Origin of the sequence: Pantoea sp. AN62 (genome assembly GCF_050432985.1) — a bacterium.
GTDB lineage: Bacteria > Pseudomonadota > Gammaproteobacteria > Enterobacterales > Enterobacteriaceae > Pantoea > Pantoea brenneri.
In genome coordinates this window covers 246245-267176 of sequence record NZ_JBNPYB010000003.1, presented here as the reverse complement: position 1 = coordinate 267176, position 20932 = coordinate 246245, and the positions used below count along the sequence as shown (strand labels likewise).

At 57.2% G+C, this 20932-nt stretch carries 17 protein-coding genes; 7 read left to right on the top strand and 10 right to left on the bottom strand.

Annotated elements, in window-relative coordinates; genetic code table 11:
- Nucleotides 1–92: 92 nt before the first annotated feature.
- On the bottom strand, nt 93–749 hold the full coding sequence (locus tag FHW04_RS05675; RefSeq protein ID WP_031376784.1) for an MgtC/SapB family protein: 657 nt from the start codon (nt 747–749) through the stop codon (nt 93–95).
- 184 nt (nt 750–933) lie between these two features.
- On the opposite strand from FHW04_RS05675, the gene FHW04_RS05670 reads away from it, so the two are divergent.
- Entirely contained in the window at nt 934–1209 is a 276-nt protein-coding gene (locus FHW04_RS05670; protein ID WP_069728368.1) for a putative hemolysin, read from the top strand.
- A gap of 31 nt (nt 1210–1240) precedes the next feature.
- Here the strand turns inward: FHW04_RS05670 and FHW04_RS05665 are convergent, their stop codons facing one another.
- Complete coding sequence (locus FHW04_RS05665) at nt 1241–2233, bottom strand: 2-hydroxyacid dehydrogenase (RefSeq protein ID WP_094106149.1); 993 nt, start codon at nt 2231–2233, stop codon at nt 1241–1243.
- Nucleotides 2234–2380: 147 nt separating this feature from the next.
- On the opposite strand from FHW04_RS05665, the gene FHW04_RS05660 reads away from it, so the two are divergent.
- Genes FHW04_RS05660 through FHW04_RS05650 form a run of 3 tightly spaced genes read left to right on the top strand, consistent with a single transcriptional unit; the run spans nt 2381 to nt 5531 of the window.
- On the top strand, nt 2381–5011 hold the full coding sequence (locus tag FHW04_RS05660; protein ID WP_089561494.1) for a YdbH family protein: 2631 nt from the start codon (nt 2381–2383) through the stop codon (nt 5009–5011).
- Nucleotides 5008–5196 (top strand): YnbE family lipoprotein, encoded by a 189-nt coding sequence (locus FHW04_RS05655; protein WP_031376780.1) that lies wholly within the window; start codon nt 5008–5010, stop codon nt 5194–5196. Before FHW04_RS05660 ends, FHW04_RS05655 begins: the two co-directional genes overlap by 4 nt.
- An 11-nt stretch (nt 5197–5207) precedes the next feature.
- A complete protein-coding gene (locus FHW04_RS05650) occupies nt 5208–5531 on the top strand; it encodes a YdbL family protein (RefSeq protein ID WP_031376779.1) in 324 nt (107 codons plus the stop codon).
- A gap of 56 nt (nt 5532–5587) precedes the next feature.
- On the opposite strand, the gene azoR is transcribed toward FHW04_RS05650, so the two are convergent.
- A complete protein-coding gene (gene azoR / locus FHW04_RS05645) occupies nt 5588–6187 on the bottom strand; it encodes an FMN-dependent NADH-azoreductase (protein WP_031376778.1) in 600 nt (199 codons plus the stop codon).
- Between the two features lie 256 nt (nt 6188–6443).
- Between azoR and hrpA the strand changes: the two genes are divergently transcribed.
- Nucleotides 6444–10346, top strand: coding sequence for an ATP-dependent RNA helicase HrpA (hrpA, locus tag FHW04_RS05640; protein ID WP_069728364.1), 3903 nt, complete (start codon nt 6444–6446; stop codon nt 10344–10346).
- Nucleotides 10347–10407: 61 nt separating this feature from the next.
- Here hrpA and FHW04_RS05635 read toward each other — a convergent pair whose 3' ends face one another.
- The 5 genes from FHW04_RS05635 to rstA form a co-directional block, all read right to left on the bottom strand.
- A complete protein-coding gene (locus FHW04_RS05635) occupies nt 10408–11217 on the bottom strand; it encodes a trypsin-like serine peptidase (protein ID WP_031376777.1) in 810 nt (269 codons plus the stop codon).
- A gap of 277 nt (nt 11218–11494) precedes the next feature.
- Nucleotides 11495–12031 carry an acid resistance repetitive basic protein Asr gene (gene asr / locus FHW04_RS05630; protein WP_089561496.1) on the bottom strand — a complete coding sequence of 179 codons (537 nt, stop codon included), beginning with the start codon at nt 12029–12031 and terminating at the stop codon, nt 11495–11497.
- Between the two features lie 157 nt (nt 12032–12188).
- Nucleotides 12189–13676 carry a carboxypeptidase M32 gene (locus FHW04_RS05625; protein WP_089561497.1) on the bottom strand — a complete coding sequence of 496 codons (1488 nt, stop codon included), beginning with the start codon at nt 13674–13676 and terminating at the stop codon, nt 12189–12191.
- 19 nt (nt 13677–13695) lie between these two features.
- Entirely contained in the window at nt 13696–14997 is a 1302-nt protein-coding gene (rstB, locus tag FHW04_RS05620; RefSeq protein ID WP_031376774.1) for a two-component system sensor histidine kinase RstB, read from the bottom strand.
- The gene (gene rstA / locus FHW04_RS05615) at nt 14994–15719 is read right to left on the bottom strand and encodes a two-component system response regulator RstA (RefSeq protein WP_089561498.1); all 726 of its coding nucleotides are present in this window, start codon (nt 15717–15719) and stop codon (nt 14994–14996) included. Before rstA ends, rstB begins: the two co-directional genes overlap by 4 nt.
- 177 nt (nt 15720–15896) lie before the next feature.
- Here rstA and FHW04_RS05610 point away from each other — a divergent pair, with 177 nt between their 5' ends.
- Nucleotides 15897–16310 carry a hypothetical protein gene (locus FHW04_RS05610; protein WP_031376772.1) on the top strand — a complete coding sequence of 138 codons (414 nt, stop codon included), beginning with the start codon at nt 15897–15899 and terminating at the stop codon, nt 16308–16310.
- Here FHW04_RS05610 and FHW04_RS05605 read toward each other — a convergent pair.
- On the bottom strand, nt 16307–17698 hold the full coding sequence (locus tag FHW04_RS05605; protein WP_031376771.1) for a basic amino acid/polyamine antiporter: 1392 nt from the start codon (nt 17696–17698) through the stop codon (nt 16307–16309). The two genes, FHW04_RS05610 and FHW04_RS05605, sit on opposite strands and share 4 nt — an antisense overlap.
- Nucleotides 17699–17903: 205 nt before the next feature.
- Nucleotides 17904–18857, bottom strand: coding sequence for a DUF1471 family protein YdgH (gene ydgH, locus FHW04_RS05600; RefSeq protein WP_031376770.1), 954 nt, complete (start codon nt 18855–18857; stop codon nt 17904–17906).
- A 542-nt stretch (nt 18858–19399) separates the two neighbouring features.
- On the opposite strand from ydgH, the gene pntA reads away from it, so the two are divergent.
- A complete protein-coding gene (pntA, locus tag FHW04_RS05595; RefSeq protein WP_069728360.1) occupies nt 19400–20932 on the top strand; it encodes a Re/Si-specific NAD(P)(+) transhydrogenase subunit alpha in 1533 nt (510 codons plus the stop codon).

Genomic DNA, 20932 nt, shown 5'->3' with positions numbered 1-20932 from the left:
TTTGCTGCGTATGGTACTTAATGTGCGCTGAAATACCAGTGCCAATTGGCGGCGGGCAGGGGCAAAAACCGGCGTGCCCGCAGTAAAGCTGATTACATCATCTCCAGCGACTGCACACCTTTGATTTCCATCACCTTATCGTACAGATGCGCATCGTTTGATTTGCGTGACAACGTCACCTGAACGCTGAGTTCGCACAGGCCACTCTCTTCATCGCGATTGATCACCGTCACGTTGCCGTAGCGTATGCCTTCCCGCTGCATCACCAGCAGCACCAGCGGGACGCTTTTGGGTTTGAGAAATACCAGCAGCGTATGGTGTTTGCCAATCAGAAAATGGCTGAGACGGCGAAATACTTCCAGCACCACCAGCGCCAGTACCGTGCCGTAAATGCCAATCTCGTACATCCCGCTGCCGATCACCAGGCCAATCGCTGCGGTGACCCACAGACCCGCGGCGGTAGTTAATCCTTTCACCACCTGTTTCTGGATCATGATAGTGCCCGCGCCGAGGAAGCCCATGCCGCTGACCACCTGGGCCGCCACGCGGCTCGGGTCCAGCGCGACGTGCTCATTACTCAGCATATCGGCAAAGCCATATTTCGACACCAGCATAAACATCGCACTGCCAATCCCCACCAGAATGTGGGTGCGCAGTCCCGCCTCTTTGGCCCGCATCTGACGTTCCATTCCGATCAGACCGCCCAGCACCCCCGCCAGCGCGATGCGAATTAACATGTCAATTAACATGGCATTACTCCGATTTAATAAACGCCGGGAAAGTCTGACGATTCCCTGATAGCAGGTAAACAAGATAATTCTGCTTGCAAATGTCGCTGGAGAATTTTGTAAAAAGCTGTTTCACCCCTCGACCCCTTGCGCTGCCTGACATATGCTGGCTCAGCCTTTTACCCCAACCCCCGGAGTCTGACTGATGAAAGCAGCCACCTTTTTGCTGGCCGGTGCCGCGCTGATCCTCTCTGCCTGTAGCAGCAACAGTGATGACAACGAGCCACCGCAACAGGCGACAGCCGCCCATATCCAGCCCAGGGTGATGATGTCCTCGCTGGCTGAAAGTACCTGTTCCAATGCAGGCGGCACGCTGGCTTTTTCCCATCAGCTGGACGGTTCCCGGGTCGGCATGTGTCAGTTAGTGAATGGTCGTCGCTGTGATGAACAGGCATTGATTGGCGGACGCTGCGCCCGTTAAGGGACAGGCCGGAGAGTTCCGGCCCGCATGTTCAGGCAGAGATACGATTCGGGCAATTTTCGCCGCGATCGAGCTGGCTGAGATTATTCAGGGTAGTTTCAGAGATGGCGGTCAGCGCTTCGGCGGTTAAGAACGCCTGATGACCGGTAAACAGCACGTTGTGGCAGGCAGAAAGCCGGCGGAACACATCGTCCTGAATCACATCATTCGACTTATCTTCAAAGAACAGATCGCGTTCATTCTCATACACGTCCATGCCAAGCGACCCAATCTTCTGCTGTTTCAGCGCATCAATCGCTGCCTGTGAATCAATCAGACTACCGCGGCTGGTGTTGATGATCATCACGCCATCACGCATCTGGCTGAACGCGTCGGCGTTAAGCAGATGATAGTTTTCCGGCGTCAGCGGGCAGTGCAGCGTAATCACGTGCGATTCTGCGAACAGCGTTTTCAGATCGACATATTCGGCCCCCAACGCCAGCGCCTCATCGCTGGGATAGGGATCAAACGCCAGCAGGCGCATGCCTAATCCCTTGAGGATCCGCATTGTCGCGATGCCAATTTTACCGGTGCCAATGACGCCCGCGGTTTTACCGTGCATATTAAATCCGGTCAGGCCGTCGAGTGAGAAGTTGGCGTCACGGGTACGTTGATAGGCGCGATGAATGCGGCGGTTCAGGGTAAGCATCAGACCGACCGTATGTTCCGCCACCGCTTCCGGCGAATAGGCCGGTACCCTGACGACCGGCAGACCCAGTTCCGCCGCCGCGTCCAGATCGACATTGTTGAAACCGGCACAGCGCAGAGCGATGTACTTGACGCCCAGCGACGCCAGCTCCTCCAGTACCGCGCGGCTGCCATCATCATTGACAAAGATACAGACGGCATCACAACCGACGGCGTTTTTCGCCGTGCTCTCGGTCAGCAAAAAGTCAAAAAAAACCAGCTCAAAACCGAATTGCTGATTAACCTGTTCGAAGTACTTCTGATCGTAATGTTTGGTGCTGTAAACCGCGATCTTCATCGTTGTGCTCCTGCATACGGGTGTGGATCAAGGATAACGTTTTCTGACTGACTTTGCTCTAACCGCTGATTTGCGCGCTGGCCAGACCTTCACCTTCGGGGCGTTACATGCCATCATCGTTGTCAGGATACTGTAAGGAAAAGGATTATGGCTGTGATGCCACGGATTTTCCGGCGACGGCTGGCGGCCATTCTGGCGCTGATTCTGCTGTTGCTGGGCTTACTGCTGACGATCACTCAATGGCTGCCACGGTTAGTCGGCATCTGGCTGCCGGCAGAGACCCGCATTGCGCTCTCCGGATCGCCGCGCTGGCGGGATGGCGGCCTGTGGTTTCCCGGCATTCGCTATCTGGCCCAGGATTGCCTGCTGGCGGAGATCCAGTCGGCCTCGCTCGGCTGGCACGATTCACGCTGGAAGCTCAATGCCGCACAGCTGACGCTGAACAGCGAATGCCTGCAAAAATTACCCGCCAGTGACGGCCCGTCGCCAGCGCCCAAAACGCTGGCCGAGTGGCAGGCGATGCTGCCGGGGGCCGACATTCATCTGGCGAAGCTGGTCGTCACGCCGTGGCAGACCTACGCCGGCGCGCTGGATCTGACGCTGGAAAAACAGCGTCAGCAACTCCGTTATCAGGGTGAGAACCTGCAGCTGGCGGCGACGCTGACCGGCCAGCAGCTCGCCATCAGTCGCCTGACGCTTAATCATGCCGCTTTACCTGAGCCGATCACCCTGAGCGGCCACCTCGAACTTCCGACTTTCGCCAGCGGGCTGCCGGTCAACGGTGAAGTGGCCGGACAGCTGGCGCTGACCGCGCTGCCGCATCCGCTGCAACTGACCCTTAACTGGCAGCAGCAGCAGGGCGTACTGAGCGTGGCGATGCCGGATACCCTGCAGCCGCTGCTGCAACTGCCGTGGCAGGCGAGCCACGATCAGATTCGCATCCAGCAGGGTCAGTATTTCTGGCCGCTGGCGGGTCAGCCGCTGTCAGGTTTCATTAATCTGACGCTGGACAACTGGCAGGCGGGCCTCGACGCCAGCCAGATTAGCGGCCGGATTAACCTGTTGACGCAGGGACGCGGCGGCAAAGGCAACGTGGTGCTGGGTATCGGTCCGGGTCATCTGAGCCTGACCGACAGCCACCTGCCGTTTCAGCTGACGGGCGAAAGCAAACTCTCTGACCTGCAGCTTTACGGCTCGATTCCGGGTCTGCTCAGCGGCTCACTGCTCGATCCACAACTTTTGCTGCAACCTAAATCGCTGCTGCGACTGCGCGGTCGTCTGCTCTCGACGCTGGAGGTGGATGAGGCGCGCTGGCCGCTGGCGGGCGTCCGGCTCTCCACGCAGGGGATTGATGGGCGGCTGCAGGCGATCCTCAATGCGCACGACGCCAGTTTTGGCCGTTTCCGGCTGCACCTGGACGGTCGCGCCAATGATTTCTGGCCGGATAAAGGCGAATGGAACTGGCGCTACTGGGGCGGGGGCGAGATGCGGCCGCTGCAGGCGCGCTGGGATGTTAAAGGCACCGGCGGCTGGCGGGATACGCTGATTCATCTCGATACGCTCTCCACCGGCTTCAATCACCTCGCTTATGGCAGCGTCCAGGTTGAAAAGCCCCGTCTGACGTTGACCGCGCCGGTCTACTGGCAGCGCGCTGAGGCGCATCCGGCGTTTAACGGCGGCTTCAGGCTGCAGGCGGGGCCAACCCGTTTCAGTTATGGCGGCAGGCTGGCGGACGCGACGCTCGACTTTGAGGCCACGGGCCGCGACCCGGGGAAATTCATCTGGCGTGGTGCGCTCAACGCCGGTGAGGTGGGGCCGCTGCGGGTCCACGGTCGCTGGGATGGTGAACGGCTGCGTGGCGAAGCCTGGTGGCCAAAGCAATCGTTAACCGTATTCCAGCCGTTACTCAGTCCGGATCTGAAAATGCAGATCCGCAGCGGCGAACTGCAGGCGCAGGTGGCATTTTCTGCGGCGCGCGATCAGGGATTTCAGGCCGGTGGGCACTGGACGGTCAAAGCGGGCAGTCTCTGGACTCCGGACAGCCAGATTAACGGCGTCGATTTCTCGCTGCCGTTCCGGCTGAAAGATCAGCAGTGGCAGTTTGGTCAGCACGGTCCGGTTTCGCTGCGCATCGCCGAGGTAAAAAATCAGTTTGCGATGCAGAACATTCGTGCCGATCTGCAGGGAGCCTGGCCGTGGAGCGAACAGGCACCGCTGACCCTGCAGGATGTCAGTCTCGATCTGCTGGGCGGGCAGATCAGCTTACCGGCGCTTCAGATGCCGCAGCATCAGCCGGCGCGGGTATCACTGCGCAATATCAGCCTGAGCGAGCTGGTGACGGCGATCAAACCAAAACAGTTTGCCATGTCCGGACGGGTAAACGGCGAGCTGCCGCTGTGGCTGAATAATCCGCGCTGGCTGATCGAGAAAGGGTGGATCGCCAACAGTGGTCCGCTGACCTTCCGGCTCGATAAAGATATGGCGGATGCGATCACCCGCAATAACGTGGCGACCGGCGCGGCGCTGGACTGGCTGCGCTACATGGAGATTTCCCGCTCGTGGGCCACCATCAACCTGAATAATCTCGGCGATCTCACCATGGAAGCGCAGGTGCAGGGCGTCAGCCGCTTCAGCAACCGTCGGCAGACCGTCAACCTCAACTATCATCATCAGGAAAATTTGTTTCAGCTGTGGCGCAGTCTGCGCTTTGGCGATAATTTGCAATCCTGGGTGGAGCAACATGCCACTCTGCCATCGAACAAGGACACCTCACCATGAGCCTCAGGGCATTACTGGTTCTGGCAGCCGGGCTGCCGCTGATCGGCTGTGTGCCACGCATTGAAGTGACGGCACCCAAAGATCCGATCACCATCAATATGAACGTGAAAATCGAGCATGAGATTCACATCAAAGTAGATAAAGACGTGGAAGCGTTATTGAAAAACCAGAGCGATCTGTTCTGAGGAGAGCGAGTATGAAACGCATCAGCGTAGCCCTGTTGCTCGCCCTGGTGATGGCCCAGCCTGCCTGGGCGCTGACGCTGGACGAGGCCCGCCAGTCGGGACGGGTGGGCGAAACCCTGTCGGGCTATCTGGCCGCCCGGGCGCAGGACAGCGAAACCCGGGCGCTGACAGAACGCATTAACGCGGGACGACAGCAGCAGTATCAGCGGGTGGCAGAGCAGAACAATTTAACCACCGCCGAGGTTGCCAGCATCGCCGGCCAGAAACTGGTCAGCCGCGCCGCGGCGGGCGAATATGTTCGCGGCATCAACGGTCAGTGGCTGAAGAAAGAGTAACACCAGGCGAAAAAAAGCCGGGCACAGGGCCCGGCAAGTACAACGGCATCAAAAGATTATGCAGTGACGATCTGCTGGATAGTATCTTTAGCTTCAGCGGTCGCTTTGTTAGCCACTTCCGGACCGTAAGCGATACCTTCAGCAAATACGAACTCAACGTCGGTAATACCGATGAAGCCCAGGAACAGCTTCACGTATGGCGTCAGCAGATCGGACGCGGTGTCTTTGTGAATGCCGCCACGGCTGGAAATCACCACCGCACGCTTGCCTTTCACCAGACCTTCCGGGCCTGCTTCGGTGTAGCGGAAAGTCACGCCAGCACGAGCGATCAGGTCGAAGTAGTTCTTCAGCTGAGTCGGGATGTTGAAGTTGTACATTGGTGCAGCGATCACGATTTCATCATGCGCCTGCAGTTCTGCAATCAGCTCATCAGACAGCGCCAGCGCCTCCTGCTGACGTGGTGACAGTGGCGCATCAGACGGACGCAGCGCACCAACCAGCTCACCATCCAGTACCGGAATCGGGTTTGCTGCCAGATCGCGTACGGTCACTTCTTTGCCCTGAGACTTTGCCTGTTCAACGTAGAAGTCAGCCAGTTGGCTGGATTGTGAGTAGCCTGCGAGGATGCTTGATTTCAGAACTAAAACTTTGCTCATGGTGATTTCCTGTCTGTAACGCGGAAGGCTTTCCGCTCAATGGTTTACACTCTACGGTTATCAATGGCGCGGTGAAAGCGCAATATTTCGAGGTCAATGTTCGAATTTATTGAATAAGCGTAACGTGCGCCGCCCTCCGGCACAGGTCGAAATGTGCTATGATGCGCGCAATTATTTTATTGAATCAGCCGGTTATCCCGGCTTGCAGCGCGCTGCTATCGGCAGCGACAGCGTCTGAGTAAGGTACGTCATTATTATGTCATCTCCCGATACCTCCCCACTGGCTTCACTCTGGTCACGGCTTGACGGGTTAATGCTGCGCGACCGCCAGCGCCTGCAGCGTCGCTTACAGGGTGCCAGGAAAGTTAAAAATCCGGCGGCTCAACAGGGCATCGCCAGCGAGCTGGAGCAGGATTTTAGCGCCGCCGAGCAGAAGGTGGCCCAGCGTCGCGCGGCCACCCCGGCCATCACCTTCCCGGAAAATCTGCCGGTCAGCCAGAAGCAGCAGGATATTGCCGCGGCGATACGCGATCATCAGGTGGTGATTGTGGCTGGCGAAACCGGCTCCGGTAAAACCACCCAGCTGCCGAAGATCTGTCTGGCGCTGGGGCGTGGCGTGACCGGGCTGATTGGCCATACCCAGCCGCGTCGCCTGGCGGCGCGCACCGTGGCGAATCGCATCGCCGACGAGCTGGATACCTCGCTCGGCGGCTGCGTCGGTTACAAAGTGCGATTCAACGATCAGGTCAGCGATCTGACCCAGATCAAATTGATGACCGACGGGATTTTGCTGGCGGAAATTCAGCAGGACCGTCTGCTGATGCAGTACGACACCATCATCATCGATGAAGCGCATGAGCGCAGCCTGAACATCGACTTCCTGCTGGGTTACCTGCGTGAACTGCTGCCGCGTCGGCCCGATCTGAAAGTGATCATCACCTCAGCGACCATCGATCCGCAGCGTTTTTCGCGGCATTTCAATAATGCGCCGGTGATTGAAGTCTCTGGCCGCACCTATCCGGTGGAAGTGCGCTACCGGCCGGTAGTGGAAGAGGCAGATGACGGCGATCGCGATCAGCTGCAGGCGATCTTTGATGCGGTAGATGAACTGAGCCATGAGAGCCGCGGCGATATCCTGATATTCATGAGTGGTGAACGTGAGATCCGTGATACCGCAGACGCGCTGATTAAACGTGATTTGCCGCATACCGAGATTCTGCCTCTCTACGCCCGGCTGTCGAATGCCGAGCAGAATCGGGTATTCCAGTCACACAGCGGCCGGCGGATTGTGCTGGCCACCAACGTGGCGGAAACCTCGCTAACGGTGCCCGGCATCAAATATGTTATCGATCCCGGAACCGCGCGCATCAGCCGCTACAGCTTCCGCACCAAAGTGCAGCGACTGCCGATTGAGCCGATTTCACAGGCGTCGGCCAATCAGCGTAAAGGGCGCTGTGGTCGTGTGTCAGAAGGGATCTGTATCCGGCTCTATTCCGAAGATGACTTTCTCAGCCGCCCGGCGTTTACCGATCCTGAAATCCTGCGCACCAACCTGGCGTCGGTTATTCTGCAGATGACCGCGCTGGGACTGGGCGATATCGCCGCCTTCCCGTTTGTTGAAGCGCCGGATAAGCGCAATATTCAGGATGGGGTACGCCTGCTGGAAGAGCTGGGCGCGCTGACCCTGAACGAAGAGGACGGCCATTACCAGTTGACCGGTTCCGGCCGTCAGCTGGCGCAGTTGCCGGTCGATCCAAGACTGGCGCGGATGGTGCTGGAAGCGCAGAAATTTGGCTGCGTACGTGAAGTGATGATCATCACCGCCGGCTTATCGATTCAGGACCCACGCGAGCGTCCCGCCGAGAAAAAGCAGGCGTCTGACGAAAAACATCGGCGATTTGCTGATAAAGATTCCGACTTCCTCGCCTTCGTTAACCTGTGGAATTACCTGGCTGAGCAGCAAAAGGCGCTGTCGGGTAACCTGTTCCGCCGCCAGTGCAAAAGCGATTTCCTCAACTATTTGCGGGTGCGTGAATGGCAGGATATCTACACCCAGCTGCGGCAGGTGGTGCGCGAACTGGGCATTCCGGTCAATAGCGAGCCGGCAGGCATGCGCGAAGTTCACTGCGCACTGTTAAGCGGCCTGCTGTCGCATATCGGCCAGAAAGATGCCGATAAGCAGGAGTTCACCGGCGCGCGTAATACCCGCTTCGCCATCTTCCCCGGCTCCGGGCTGTTTAAGAAGCCGCCGAAATGGACCATGGTGGCGGAACTGGTGGAGACCAGCCGGCTGTGGGGCCGCACCGCCGGGCGCATCGAGCCGGAGTGGATTGAGCCGCTGGCCCAGCACCTGATCAAGCGCAGCTACAGCGAACCGCACTGGGAGAAATCGCAGGGTGCTGTGATGGCCACCGAGAAAGTGACGCTGTATGGCCTGCCGATAGTGGCGGCGCGCAAAGTCAATTATGGCCGCATTGATCCGACCCTGAGCCGTGAGCTGTTTATCCGTCATGCGCTGGTAGAGGGCGACTGGCAGACGCGTCACGCCTTCTTCCGCAACAATCAGAAGCTGCGCAGCGAAGTCGAAGATCTGGAGCATAAATCGCGTCGTCGCGACATTCTGGTCGATGACGAAACCCTGTTCGCCTTTTACGATCAGCGTATCGGTAAAGAGGTGGTGTCGGCGAAGCACTTTGATAGCTGGTGGAAACAGGCCAGCCGCGACAACCCGGAATTGCTTAACTTTGATAAGCAGATGCTGATCAAGGAGGGTGCGGACAAGGTCAGCCAGCTCGACTATCCCAACTTCTGGCATCAGGGCAACCTCAAGCTGAAGCTCAGCTACCAGTTTGAACCGGGTGCTGATGCCGACGGCGTGACGGTGCATATCCCGCTGCCACTGCTTAACCAGGTGGAAGAGAGTGGCTTTGAGTGGCAGATTCCGGGCGTGCGGCGCGAACTGATTATTGCGCTGATTAAGTCGCTGCCTAAGCCGCTGCGGCGCAATCTGGTGCCGGCACCGAACTACGCCGAAGCGTTTCTGGGGCGGGTCACGGCAATGGAGATGCCGCTTCTGGATGCGCTGTCACGGGAGTTTCGCCGCATGACCGGCGTCACGCTGGAGCGGGAAAACTGGCAGTGGGATCAGGTGCCCGATCATCTGAAAATGACCTTCCGGGTGGTGGATGAACACAACCGCAAACTGCTGGAAGGCAAAGATCTGACCGCCCTCAAGGCGCAGCTGAAAGGCAAAGTGCAGGAAACCCTGTCAAAAGTGGCGGACGACGGGCTGGAACAGAGTGGCTTGCATATCTGGAGCTTCGGCGATCTGCCGCGCAGCTACGAGCAGAAGCGCGGCAGCTATCAGGTGAAAGCCTGGCCGGCACTGGTTGATGAGAAAGAGAGCGTCGCTATCCGGCTGTTTGACAGCGAGCAGGAGCAGCAGAAGATGATGTGGCGCGGACAGCGTCGCCTGCTGCTGCTCAACGTGCCGTCGCCGGTGAAGTACCTGCACGAAAAACTGCCGAACAAAGCCAAACTCGGGCTCTACTTCAACCCGTATGGCAAAGTGCTGGAGTTGATCGATGACTGTATCGCCTGTGGTATTGATAAGCTGATTGCCGAAGCGGGCGGACCGGCCTGGGATCAGGCCGGGTTTGAGGCGCTGCGGGACAAGGTGCGCGCTGAACTGAACGAGACCGTGGTGACCATTGCTAAGCAGGTCGAGCAGATCCTGACGGCAGTGTTCAACATCAATAAGCGCCTGAAAGGACGGGTCGACATGACGATGGCGCTGGCGTTATCCGATATCAAAGCGCAGCTCAGTGGCCTGGTCTATCGCGGTTTTGTCACCGGCAACGGCTGGCAGCGGCTCGGCGACAGTCTGCGCTATCTGCATGGCATCGAACGGCGGCTGGAAAAACTGCCAGCCGATCCGCACAGCGATCGGGCGCGGATGCTGAAAGTGCAGGCGGTGGAGCAGGCGTATCAGGCGTGGCGCAATAAATTGCCGCCGCAGCGTCAGGATGATGAAGAAGTACAGGCGATCCGCTGGATGATTGAAGAGCTGCGGATTAGCTACTTTGCCCAGCAGCTCGGCACGCCTTATCCCATCTCTGATAAGCGCATTCTGCAGACCATGGAGCAGATTGCAGGCTGATAAAAAACCGGGGCGCGTCAGTGATGACGCGCCCCGGCTTCTCTTTGCGGCACATAGCCGATTACTGCGCTAACGCTTCCAGCTCGTCTCTGAACGAGGTAACGGCAATCGCACGGTTGTCGGCCAGATAACGATCTTTCGCGGCGGGCGCTGAGCTTTGCACCGCAATCAACTGCCAGCCTTTATCACTGTTCAGCAGCAGCGGTGAACCACTGTCGCCGGGCAGCGTATCACACTGATGTGACAGCACGGCGCGTTGCGCCCAGCCGGTAATCAAACAGTCACTGTGAGAATAAAGCGTATCGAGATGATCGGCCGGATAACCCGCCTGGGTCACTTTGCGACCGGTCTGCTTCAGCGCCGCAGTTAACTCACTGCGTGAGCCATCAAACAGTGGAATCGGCGTAATGGCGGAAGGGGGATTGCGCAAAATCACGATGCCGTAGTCAAACGGCGCGGCGTTGCTCGGCACGATCCAGCCTTCACCGTCCGCTTTCAGCTTTGAGGCCAGCGACGGTTCGACGCGGGCATCAATGTCGTGGATTTCATATCGCCAGCCTTTATCGCTCGCCATAAAGCGCAGCGCAACCGGCTTATCGAAATTGCCCGGTGGCGCGAGTAAACAGTGTCCGGCCGTCAGGGCCAGATGCGGTGAGATCAGCGTGGCGGTGCAGAGGTTACCGCTTTCGGTTTCCAGCTGTCCAATAGCATCCCAGGGGGCCGCGGTAATATCGGTGATGGCTTTGCGATGATCTTTGCCGAAAAACAGCATTTTGATTTCGTCAGGCGTTGGCGTGTCGTCATCATCATCGGCATGAGCAAAGGAGGTAAAACTGAAAAGTCCAACCATTAACAAGATAGCCAGGCGCATAGAACTCTCAATGGCGAGAAAAAGTGACGTTATTGTTATCAAGCAACTGCGATAACTATAGTCTGTGAGCGCTAAAAAAGGGAGTTTTATTGGTTAATCAGTACGCTACAACTGTTAAATAAAAAAACTGGCTGCCACAATGCCACACAGGATCATAATCAGCAGAATAATTTCGAAGCGATAGCGACGCACCATTTCATCCACTCCAGTAAAGAAACACCCGGCATAACCGGGTGTTTTTAATCATTAACGCGTGGTCGGGCGCGCTACGGCGACCTTAGTTCTTAGCCGCTGGTTTAACGACTTTTTTGTGGTGAACTTTTTTAGCGGCCTGCGCTTTCTGCGCGGGTTTTACTGCTTTTTTGTGATGAACTTTTTTAGCTGCCTGGGCTTTCTGTGCCGCTGGCTTGGTTGCTTTTTTGTGGTGAACTTTTTTAGCTGCCTGGGCTTTCTGTGCCGCTGGCTTGGTTGCTTTCTTGTGGTGCACTTTCTTAGCAGCCTGGGCTTTCTGTGCCGCTGGCTTGGTTGCTTTCTTGTGGTGCACTTTCTTAGCAGCCTGCGCTTTCTGCGCAGCCGGTTTTACTGCTTTCTTGTGGTGAACTTTCTTAGCCGCCTGCGCTTTCTGTGCTGCGTCTTTCTTCACTGCTTTTTTGTGTTTCTTGTGTTCAGTTTTGTGTGCAGTTTTCGCTGGTGCTGTTGCGGTAGTTGAAGTCGCAGCCGGCGCAGCGGCAGGAGCAGCTGTGGTATCAGCAGCGAAGGCAACAGAAGACATACCCATAGCAGCGGCGACAACCAGTGCAAATAATTTTTTCATTGCAAATTCCTCGGACATTTTTTTCATGTGTAGCCCACTGCGGGGCCGGTGAAGAGACTATAGGGAAATCGCTGCAGGGTGTCCGTGGGTGTTTGGTATCGGCGTGTAACCGATTGTACAACGCGGGAAAAGGGCGGTCAGATGACCGCCGCGCAGTTTAGTTATTCAGATAGCGTTGTTCAAGATGCTGACGGAAAAAGGCTGGATTCAGCGATTCGCCGGTGGCATTGATCAGCAACTGGTCGGTAGAGAAACGGCTGCCATGCTGCCAGATATTCTGTTGCAGCCAGTCAAACACCGGTTGCAGTTCGCCATGCTGGATCAGATCGCTGAGCTGCGGAATCGCCTTCTTCACCGCCTGGAACAGCTGAGCCGCGTACATGGCACCGAGGGTGTAGGTCGGGAAGTAGCCGAAGGCACCGTCGGTCCAGTGAATATCCTGCATACAGCCGTCACGGTAGTTGCCACGCGTATCGAGACCCAGCGACTGCTGCATCTTCTCATCCCACAGCGCCGGAATATCGTCTACCTCAATCTCGCCTTCGATCAGCGCCTGTTCAATCTCATAACGCAGGATTACATGCGCCGGGTAGCTCAGTTCATCTGCATCGACCCGAATCAGTCCCGGTTTAACCTGCTGCGCCAGCCGGACAAAGTTATCCGCCTGCAGCGCGGGCTGGTCGCCAAAGCGGGCGATGATTTGCGGCAGAATACGCTGCAGGAATTCGCGGCTGCGTCCCAGCTGCATCTCCATAAACAGGCTCTGCGACTCGTGAATCGCCGTTGAACGGGCCAGCGCCACCGGCTGTCCCCGCCACTGTTGCGGCAGATTTTGCTCATAGCGCGCATGGCCGGTTTCGTGGATCACACCCATCATGGCGCTGAGAAACTCCTGCTCATTGTAGCGCGTGGTGATCCGCACATCTTCCGGCACGCCGCCGCAGAACGGATGCGCACTGACATCCAGCCGGCCGTGGTTAAAATCGAAACCCAGCGTTTCCATAATGCTGAGGCCAAGCTGGCGCTGTGCGGGCAGGGCAAAGGGTCCCTGCGGCAGCGCAACCGGCTGCTGCGCCTGCTTTTCGACCACCTGCTGCAACAGCTGTGGCAGCCAGCTTTTCAGGTCGCCAAAGGTTTTATCCAGTCGGGCGCGGGTCATGCCTGGCTCATACAGGTCCAGCAACGCATCGTAGCGGGAGCTGCCGGTTGCCTCAGCGCGCAGTTGCGCTTCTTCACGACTCAGGCGTACTACCTCTTTCAGATTGGTGGCAAAGCCCTGCCAGTCATTGGCCGGACGCTGGCTGCGCCAGGCATGTTCACACACCGAACCGGCCAGCGATTTTGCCTCAACGAAGGCGTCAGGCAGCAGGCTGGCCTGTTGATAAGCGCGCTTCATTTCATTGAGGTTGGCGCGCTCGACATCGTTCAGGTCCTGCTGTTCTGCCTGTTGCAGCAGTTCGCCGATCTGCGATGCGGTCAGAATCTGGTGCTGCAATACGCTCATCTCAGCCAGCGCCTCACCGCGTGCGCGGCTGCCGCCTGGCGGCATGGTGGTTTGCATATCGCAGCTGGCGATGGCGGTGACGTGATTAAAACGCGACAAGCGCTGGAAAGTCGCGCTAAGTTGTTGATACGCTGAGGTCACGCAAGACTCCTTGTAATAGTTAACGTAGCGGAATTTCCCGCAAGGGTAGATCAACCGGCCAGCAAAAGCGAACGCTGGCCCCGCCGAGCGGGCTGGACTCAATCGTCACCTGACCGCTGAGCGCCTGGGCAATAGAGTGGACAATGGCCAGCCCCAGTCCGCATCCGCCGGTTGCCCGATCGCGGCTGGGATCGAGCCGGACAAACGGTTCAAATACCCGCTGCCGCTCTTCCGCCGGAATACCCGGACCGTCATCTTCAACCTGCAGGCAGCCGATTGGGCCATCAAACCACAGGCTGATACGCAGCCGCTGATTCGCGTAGCGCAGCGCGTTATTCACCAGATTATCCAGCACCCGCTCCATCAGCCGGGTATCCGAAACGCCGGTGTTTTCCCGCTGCGGCAGGTCAAGATCGAGCTGAACCTGCGGGTTGATGGCGCGAAAGTCGTCGAGCCGCTCACGCAGCCAGTTCGCCAGGTCGAGCGAGCGCAGATTAAGGTCAACGCGCGGCCGATCGAGCCGGGCATAGGTCAGCAGCTCTTCAATCAGGCTCTCCAGTTGGCCAATATCGCGGTTGAGCGCCACCCGTTCGCCATCGGTCAGGTTATCGCTCATCTCCAGCCGGTAACGCAGGCGAACCAGCGGCGTACGTAACTCATGGGCGATGCCATCAATTAACTGCTTCTTACTGGCAACCAGCGTGTTGATATTCTCTGCCATCTGGTTAAAGGCGATGCCGAGCCGGAACAGGCTGGAGGTGCTGTCAAAGTGGGTACGCACGTCGAGTTCGCCACGGCCAAAGCGCTGCGCCGCTTTTTCCAGCCGCTGCATCTCTTTCCAGTGCGGGCGCATCCAGATAAACACCGGCAGCGCCAGCGACATGCCAATAAATACCAGCAGCGCAATATCCAGCAGCCGCATCTGATGCAGGTAGAACAGGTAGGGGATCGGTCCGACCGACAGCACATAATGACTGCGCGGAATATGCTGCAAAAAGGTGTATTGATCGTCGAGCGCCACGATTTCACCGGCGCGTAACCGGCGCATATTGCCGTCATCGAGCTGATACTTGCTCATTGGCTCGATGTGCAGATCAAACGACAGCCCGAGATCGAGGCTCTTGATGGTTTTATTCCAGTCGCGCGGCGGGATCTCGCGCAGTTCACTGCGAATCAGATAGAGCGAACTGGCCATCAGGTCGTTCATCGACTGGCGACCGGCCCGTTCAGCGGTGAACTTGTAGACCAGCCCGACCAGCAGCGTCATCACCAGAAAGCAGACAAACAGCAGCAGGTAGAACTGTATAAAAAGCTTTCTCATAACTCGCGGGTGTCCCAGGCCTGTGGCGCAAACAGATAGCCTTTGTTACGAATCGTTTTGATACGGAACGGCTCGGTGGCGCTGTCGTGCAGTTTTTTGCGCAGGCGGGAAATCGCCACGTCAATGCTGCGGTCGAGGCCGTCATAGCTGACGCCGCGCAGCGTTTTGAGCAGCGCATCGCGGTTAAGGATCTGTCCGGCGTGGCTGGCCAGCACCCACAGCAGATCGAAATCGGCGGTGGAGAGGGCGATCTGCTCGTCAAACAGCGTGACCTGACGGTTGAGCGCATCGATGGTCAGCGAGCCGAAACGCAGCATCCGGTTGGCCGCCGCTGCGGGCGCAGCATCTTCCGGCTGTCCCTGCTGCGACTGGCGCAGATGCAGGCGCAGACGCGCCAGCAGCACCGCCGGCGGCGTGGTTTTCAGGATGTAATCCTGCGCGCCCATCTCCAGCGCCAGAATATGGTTCATGTCGCTGTCGAGTGAGGTCAGCAACACAATCGGACCCTGCCAGTTGGCCCGCAGGTCACGGCAAATCGTCATGCCATCTTTGCCCGGCAACATGATATCCAGCATTACCAGGTCCGGCTGTTGTTCAGCAATTACCGCTTCGGCACGGTCACCGCGCGTCTCGACAATCACTTCAATATCGTGACGTCCCAGATAGGCGGCAATCAGCTCGCCCACTTCCGGTTCGTCTTCCACATAAACGATTTTGTTCATAGTTCACTGCGCAGAATAAGGATGAACGAAAGCATATCTTTTCCTGGTCCTGAGCTCTACGCTATCGCACGAAATATCCTTATCTCACTGGTATATAACCGGCAAAATGTGCCATCATAACCGCGGCCTTTTTGCGCCAGGTTCGGAACCGTAATGATTACTATGAGGAGCGTGAGTGTGTCTGATAAAGAGCTGGCATCAGCCATATACAGTGACCGCATCTGCTTCAATTACAGTGCTTTTCTTTCCGCTTCCTGTAAAAAACGCTGGAGCTTCGTCGATGCAATTTATGGTGTGATGCCGATTTTTGGCATGGTGACACGCAAATCTGCGCACAGCTTACAGGCCAGTGGCGACCCGCTTAAAGAATTAGCATTACAAATCATTTCTACCCAGGTCAGCGACGAAATTAACATCGCCCGTCTGATTACGCTTGCTGAACAGCAGCAGATCAGTCGCTTTGATATCCAGCTGCCTTATCCGCTTTCGCCGGAGCAGCTGGACGCCATTCATCAGGAATACCGCAAGCCGCTGAATCTGACACAGCAGGATGACCTGCTGTGCGTCTCCATCCCGCTGCAGTCACATTAAGTCGTCAGCTGCCATACCGCAGGCAGCGTCGCCGCAATCAGCATTCCCATCGCAATCCGCTCCAGTGAGGTCAGCGCTATATCCGCGCGGCCGCCGCGTCGGGCAAACATAAACAGCAGCAGCCCCGGCGCGTACAGCACCACCGAGGTCATCAGGTGTAACGGACCTGACGCGTAAAGCAGCCAGATACCGTACAGGCTGGCACCAATGCCTACCGCCATCGCCAGCGGTTTGCGCTGTCCGCGAACCACTTTGATCAGATAGAGGCCGACCAGCAGATAGGGCACCAGAATCATCTCTGAGGCGATAGTCAGCAGGTTGTTGTAGTTGGCTCCGGTAAGCGCAATCAGGATCAGACAGAGCTGAATGCTGCCGTTGGTCAGCCACAGTGAGGCGGCTGGCGCGTTGTGCACGTTCTGCCGGGCAATACTGCGCGGGAAGGCACCCAGCTGCGCGGCGATCAGCGGCACTTCAGCCGCCATAATGGTCCAGCTGAGATAGGCCCCACAGACCGAAATGATCAGGCCAACGGCGATCACCGCATCGCCCCAGTGACCCATCAGACGGGTCATTAAGCCGGCCATTGACGGATTGCGCATCTCTGCCAGTTCAGCACGCGGTACCACACCCAGCGACAGCAGCGTCACCAGCAGATAGACCAGCAGCGCCGCCAGCACCGCCAGCAGCGTGGCGCGACCGACATCCTTTTTCTGCCGGGCGCGCGCTGACACCACCACTGCGCCTTCGACCCCGATAAACACCCACAGGGTGATCAGCATGGTCTGCTTAATCTGCTCCCACAGCGGCTGTCCCAGCGTGACGCCGGAGAAATCGAAGCGGAACCGATCGTAATTAAACGCCAGCACTGCCAGCACCACAAACAGCAAAAGCGGCACCAGTTTGCCCAGCGTCGCCATCAGGTTAATGCTGGCGGCGGTTTGCACGCCTCGCAGCACCAGCCAGTGCACCAGCCACAGCAGTACCGATGCGCCAAGCATCGCCTGCCAGGTGTTGCCGTCGCCAAAAACGACGTGGCCCGGGCTGTCAGTGAAAAAACTGAGTGCGGAGAAGACGATCACCAGATAGGAGACATTAGCGATCACCGCGCACAGCCAGTAGCCCCACGCGGAACAGAAGCCCATCAGCTCGCCGAAGCCAGCGCGCGCGTAGGTAAAGATGCCGCCGTCCAGATCGGGTTTGAGACGGGTCAGCAGTAGCATTGCCAGCGACAGAAAGATAATCCCTACGCCGGTAATCAGCCAGCCAATCAGCAATGCGGCCGGTCCGGCCACGGCGGCCATATTTTGCGGCAAGCTGAAGACACCTGCGCCGAGCATTGAGCTCAACACCAGCGCTGTCAGGGCACCGAGACCTAATTTTTTCTCCAAAACAACCTTCCCGCTAGCATATATGGCTGGGTAAACCGGATTTCATCACAGGTATATGGTAGCCATCAGGCAAATAACGGTGAGAATGTCCGGTGAAACAGGCGCCAGATTTTACGGAGTGCGGCGGGGGATGGCAATGCGTGAATATGCAAAACAGCACAGGAATTATGCAAACAGCAGGGCGGCGGGCGCCGCCCTGAGAAGATTACTTAAAGATGTCTGCGGTTACGGTCAGGTTACCGCCGCTCTGGTTCTGCCACTGACGGGTCACGTGGTAGTACTTAGCCCCTTTATCCGCGGCACGCTTAGCCACTTCTTCAGAGATTTCGGTCGGAGTACCGAAGTGTCCGGTGAAGGTCACGGTGTCGAACGGCTGCATCTGTGCGGCAGTTATCGCGTTAACTTCCTGCACTGATTTGCCGTTTGGCAGATTGACCGTATAACGTTTGCCGGTTGAGCTTTGCGTTTCATAGAAACGGCCTACGCTTTTACTTGGGGTCTCAGAAGAGGCCACGCCCGGAATTTCAACGTTGGCTGCGGCTGCACCGCCTGCGGCGAGGGCCGCTTTACCCGCTTCTGAATCAGCCGGAATGGCGTTTGGCGTCTGCACCTTACGCTCTTTTGCGTCAGCCTTATAGACGTAAGCCGTCACGTACTGATTGCCGCCGTTGTTGGCATCAATCTGGCGAACAATAAAGAAGGAGGCTGCGCCTTTCTCTTTTGCCGCTTTAGAGATCGCATCGTTAACGTCTGGCTGGCTGGCGAAGAAGCCGCTCACTGATACCGTATCGAAAGGTTCGAGTTTATAGGCTTCAGCTTTAGGTAACTCGTTGATGCCGTTGAAGCGACGGTAGCTGGTGGAAGAGGCCGCTTCAGGCGCATCGGCTTTATAAAGGTCCGCGGTGACGCGCCAGTTGCCGCTGTTGCCGTTGGTGTCGTTAATGCCCTGGATGTAGTAAGAAGCGGCGCCCATTTCATCAGCACGCTTAGACACCGCATCGGCGGCATCGCCAATTGCGTTGAAACGGCCGGTGATATTAATACGTTCGAATGGCTTCAACGCGGCCGCTTTTTCTGGCGTCAACTCCTGCGCAGCGAATGCGTTAGCTGCCAGCAGGGATAACAAGGTGGACGCCAGAATAGTGTTCTTCAGCTTCATAAAAATAATCCTTCGCCTTACGCAAAAATGAGTACGAAAACGTGCTGGACTCTTGATGTATAACAGATTAGCCGCTGATTATTGCATGTTATAAACAGACTGTCGCAGCGATTTTTTGCGTCAACTCGCGTTATTCAACCGGACATTCTTCATCTGATTGTCATGAATCGCGTTTATAGCCCCTTTTTGGTGCGGGTTACCGTTAAAGCCGGTAAGCCTTAGTGCTATAACAGTTAATGCATTGTTAAATAAAGGTTTTTATTAACCGGATCTGCGCCCTGACACGATTAGGCATAGCAGATTATCTGCTGATGACTGGTTTTAGTAGTGCGATAACACGGGTTTTTATCTTTAACACTGAATAATTGGGTGAATGTCTCTACTCCGCCAGGCCGAACTGGATCGCCCGTCACATTTTCAGTAGGTTATAAACACTTTGAAATAAGTGCATTTCGTTCATAAGCAGCTGAAACACTGTTTCAGTTGCGCTGTTGTCGTGCAGACTTCTTGCCATCATCCTTTAACCGATGAAAGGAAACACTATGTTAATTGGAATACCCAAAGAACGATTGCCGGGCGAGTCACGTGTGGCCGCCACGCCGCAGACCGTTGGGCAACTGATCAAGCTGGGGTTTAGCGTCACGCTGGAACATGACGCGGGCCTCAGCGCCAGTTTCGATGACGACAGCTACCTTGCGGCAGGCGCCACTCTCAGTGACACCCAGCAGGTCTGGCAGTCCGATATCGTGCTGAAAGTGAATGCACCGCTCGATGATGAGATTGCGCTGACCCGGGCGGGCAGCACCCTGGTGAGTTTCATCTGGCCGGCACAGAATCCTGCGCTGCTGGAGAAACTGGCGGCGCGTCAGGTGACGGTGATGGCGATGGATTCCGTGCCGCGTATCTCGCGGGCGCAGTCGCTGGATGCCCTGAGTTCGATGGCTAACATTGCCGGTTATCGCGCGATTGTGGAAGCGGCCCACCAGTTTGGCCGTTTCTTTACCGGTCAGATTACCGCAGCCGGTAAAGTGCCACCGGCCAAAGTGATGGTTATTGGTGCCGGCGTAGCCGGGCTGGCAGCGATCGGCGCGGCGGGCAGCCTCGGCGCGATTGTCCGGGCATTTGATACCCGGCCGGAAGTGAAAGAGCAGGTGCAGAGTATGGGCGCCGAATTCCTCGAACTCGATTTTGAAGAGGAAGCGGGCAGCGGCGATGGCTACGCCAAAGTGATGTCTGAAGCCTTCATCAAAGCCGAAATGGCGCTGTTCGCCAGCCAGGCGCAGGAAGTGGACATAATCGTCACCACCGCGCTGATCCCCGGCAAACCGGCTCCGACGCTGATTACCGAAGAGATGGTTGCCAGCATGAAGCCGGGCAGCGTCATCGTCGATCTGGCGGCGCAAAACGGCGGCAACTGCGCTCTGACGGTCGCCGATCAGGTTACCGTTACCCCGAATGGCGTGAAGATTATCGGTTATACCGATTTGCCCAGCCGCTTACCGACCCAGTCATCGCAGCTCTACGGTACCAACCTGGTCAACCTGATGAAGCTGTTATGCAAAGAGAAAAACGGCGAAATCACCCTTGATTTCGACGATGTGGTGGTGCGCGGCGTTACGGTGATCCGTGAAGGCGAAGTGACCTGGCCAGCACCGCCGATTCAGGTCTCCGCTGCTCCGCAGGCCGCACCGGCTGCGGCAAAAGCGGTATCGACGGTCGAGAAAAAACCGGTTGCTGCCTGGCGTAAATATCTGCTGATCGCGCTGGCGATAGTGCTGTTTGCCTGCCTGGCCAACGTCGCGCCGAGTGATTTCCTGTCACACTTTACCGTCTTCGCGCTCTCCTGCGTGGTGGGCTACTACGTGGTGTGGAACGTCAGCCATGCGCTGCATACGCCGCTGATGTCGGTCACCAATGCCATCTCCGGCATTATCGTCATCGGCGCGGTGTTGCAGATGGGGCACGGTGGCTGGGTGACGTTTATCTCCTTTATTGCCGTGCTGATTGCCAGCATCAATATCTTTGGTGGCTTTACCGTCACCCAGCGCATGCTGAAAATGTTTCGTAAGGGGTAA